The organism is Frankia sp. CeRuru1 (assembly GCF_977966315.1).
Genome location: NZ_CDWWEW010000533.1, coordinates 1 through 2,577, shown reverse-complemented (window position 1 = coordinate 2,577; position 2,577 = coordinate 1). Strand labels below are relative to the sequence as shown.

2 protein-coding genes are annotated in these 2,577 nt (G+C 73.9%); both read right to left on the bottom strand.

From position 1 onward, the window contains the following. On the bottom strand, nucleotides 1-2,191 hold a 2,191-nt coding region (locus AC08OP_RS23905), incomplete at its 3' end, for a lantibiotic dehydratase family protein (RefSeq protein ID WP_476616230.1). A gap of 91 nt (nucleotides 2,192-2,282) precedes the next feature. Then, nucleotides 2,283-2,486, bottom strand: coding sequence for a hypothetical protein (locus AC08OP_RS23900; protein WP_476616229.1), 204 nt, complete (start codon nucleotides 2,484-2,486; stop codon nucleotides 2,283-2,285). Nucleotides 2,487-2,577: the final 91 nt, after the last annotated feature.

The window sequence follows — 2,577 nt, the reverse complement described above, 5'->3', positions numbered from 1 at the left end:
GGAGGGCGATCTCATGGGGGCGCCCGCCGATCCAGTCGTAGGCGTCCGGGGCGGGCCCTTCGGTGAGGGCGGTGCTACCGCGTCTATCCAGCGCGGAGCGCAGCAGTGTCCGGTGCGCGGGGATGTCCAGGTCAAGTCTGATGACGATGTCCCGCTCGCCGAGAAGGACCTGGTCCGGGATGCGCCATCGGTCCCGCAGCGCGGCCCACGCCTCGTCCCAGACGGGCTGTCCCGCGTCCCGGGAGGGCAGGTCGGCGACTGTCAGCATCCACCGGGCGGGTGCGAGCACGGTGCGGCCGTGGCGGACACGCGGCAGGACCGGCAGTGCCGATGCCGCGCCCCACTGGAACGGGACGCACCCGGCGGCCCGCGCGGTGCTGATCTCGCACAGGAACCGGGCCAGTGGCTGGGTCGCGTGCTCGAAGTCCAGCGCGTGCAGCGTGACCGGCTCAACTGTCTGGCCGGTCGACAGGCGCACCAGCCACAGCCGCCGCGTGTCGGCTGTGACTGCGAGATCGTCGATGTCGATGGGTGGCTGGCCGTCGGGCGGGCGGTGCTCCCCGAGGGACAGCAGCGGGGCGACAGCGGGAACGGCGACGAGGGGCATCGTTCGGGGCATGAGCGGCGGGCACGACAGCTGGACGAGTGTCGCCCCCGCGTTCTGGGTCGGCAGCGTGGCGAGCGCGGCGCCGATCCGGGTCCTGGTCGCGGGGTCGAACAGGCCCAGGAACCGGCCGATCGAGGTGCCGGCGCCGCGCGACGCGTTGACGACGAGCAGGGTGAACTCACCGCGGTCGACAGCCTTGGGGGTGGCGGCGTGGACGGCGACGCGCAGTTCGGTGTGGGCAACCGGGTCGGGCGTGTGGGGCGGCTGCGCAGCGGCGGCGAGTTCGTCGATCATCCGTCCGTCCAGGACCAGCTCACCGCCGTCCAGCACGGCCCGCTGGGCGAGTTGTAGCAACGCCCGGTTGCGGTCACCTCGGCCCGGGGCCGGCGGGCGTGGGGGGCCGCTCCGGTAGCCGGCGGGATAGCCGAGTCCTCGGTCAGGGTGAATGGCCTCGGCCAGCGGGACAACGGCGCCCTCCCCCCAGCGGTCAAGGAATCGGGTGTGCCACCGTGACCAGGCCGGGCCGCCGCACGGATACGGCGTGAGGCGAACGAGTGTCGCCGCCGCGGCGGCGGCTTCGCGGGCAACGACCGGCGGCACGGTGACCGTGAGGTCCAGCAGCAGATCGGACGCGAGCAGCGGGCCGGGCTGGGTGTGCAGCGCCGTCATCGCCGCCTCCGCCACCTCTCGGGTCCGCGCCCGGTCGCGCCGGGTAGCGGAGGCGGAGTGGGCCGCCAGGCTCTCGGCCACGTTCGCCACCTGCGGGAATCGCGTGCTGCTCGCCTGGTCAGGCAGCGCGTCCAGCCGGTCGAGGAGGTAGCGCAGCGGGTCGGTGGCATCCGCTGGTGGCCGCAGGCCGCTGACGAGCGCCCCAGCCGCGAGCAGCCCGCTGACCAGACGTTCGGCCGCGCCGGGCGGGGCAGCCGGGACCGCGGCGGTCAACCTAGCCGCAAGGTCGCCTGCCAGGCAGGGTTGGCGCGCGAAGCTGAGCGCGGCGCGGACCGGGCCGGTGGCACGGATCTCAGCATCCGCGAGGGTCACGCTGCCATCCCCGTCGGTGACCGGCCGGGAGGGGACGACGATCTGGTCGGCGCGGGCATAGGCGAGCGTGTTGGCCGTGACCGGAAGCGCGGGCCACACCGCAGGGTCCGTTTCCAGCAGGCCGACCAGCGTGGACAGCCAGCCGCCGTCCGGGCGGATGATCGACCGGTGCGCGTCGCCGCCGTCGACCGCGGTCCGCTGCCCGAGGCCGGCCGGCGCGACGCCGGCGAAATGGCCGAAGGGCGTGGGCCGGGTCGCAGCCCGAAGCCGGTAGGTCACGACGGACTCGACGGCGCGGCGCGTCCGTTCCGGGTCTGCGCGTTCGGCGGCAAGGATGCCCCGAACGGCGGCGGCGAGCGCTGGGCTGGCGAGTTCGACCGCGTCGGCAAGCTCGTCGTCCCAGGCCCGGCGTAACCAGCCCGTCCACTGGGAGACGCGGTCGGGAGCGTGGCTGGCGAGGTCGGGCCAGTCCCCGTCGAGAGGCCCGCCGTGGTGGGCGGTCGCGCGCAGCACCGCCACGTCGACGGTCTGATAGCGAACCATGCCCCCTGCTTTCTGGTGGCCGTACCCGGCCGCCCGGGGTATCCCGAACGGCCGGAGCGGATCTGGCCGAGAGCTGCGCAGCGGCGGCCCGTTACTCGCTGCACTCCGACGCGACGTCGCAGGTGACCTCGGCGCTGTCGCTGGTGGTGGAGCAGTTGTCGCTGGTGCAGTCGCCTGAGTCGTAGCCGACGGCCGACGGGGCGCCGGTCACGAACCGCACGTCGAGCGTGAGGTCGTCGTCGGTCAGCTCGGTCTCGGTCGGGTCGGTGCTGGTGGGCAGCATGGTGGCGGTCATGGTCGGCTCCTCTACCTGGTTTCGGCGGTGTGCGGGTTGGCCTGGCCCCAGGACAGGACCAGCGTGGAGTGGCGCTTGGGCAGGACATAGC

Bases quoted from the DNA above. Each gene is read 5' to 3' on its own strand.
- AC08OP_RS23900 (WP_476616229.1), bottom strand. From the start codon at position 2,486: ATGACCGCCACCATGCTGCCCACCAGCACCGACCCGACCGAGACCGAG.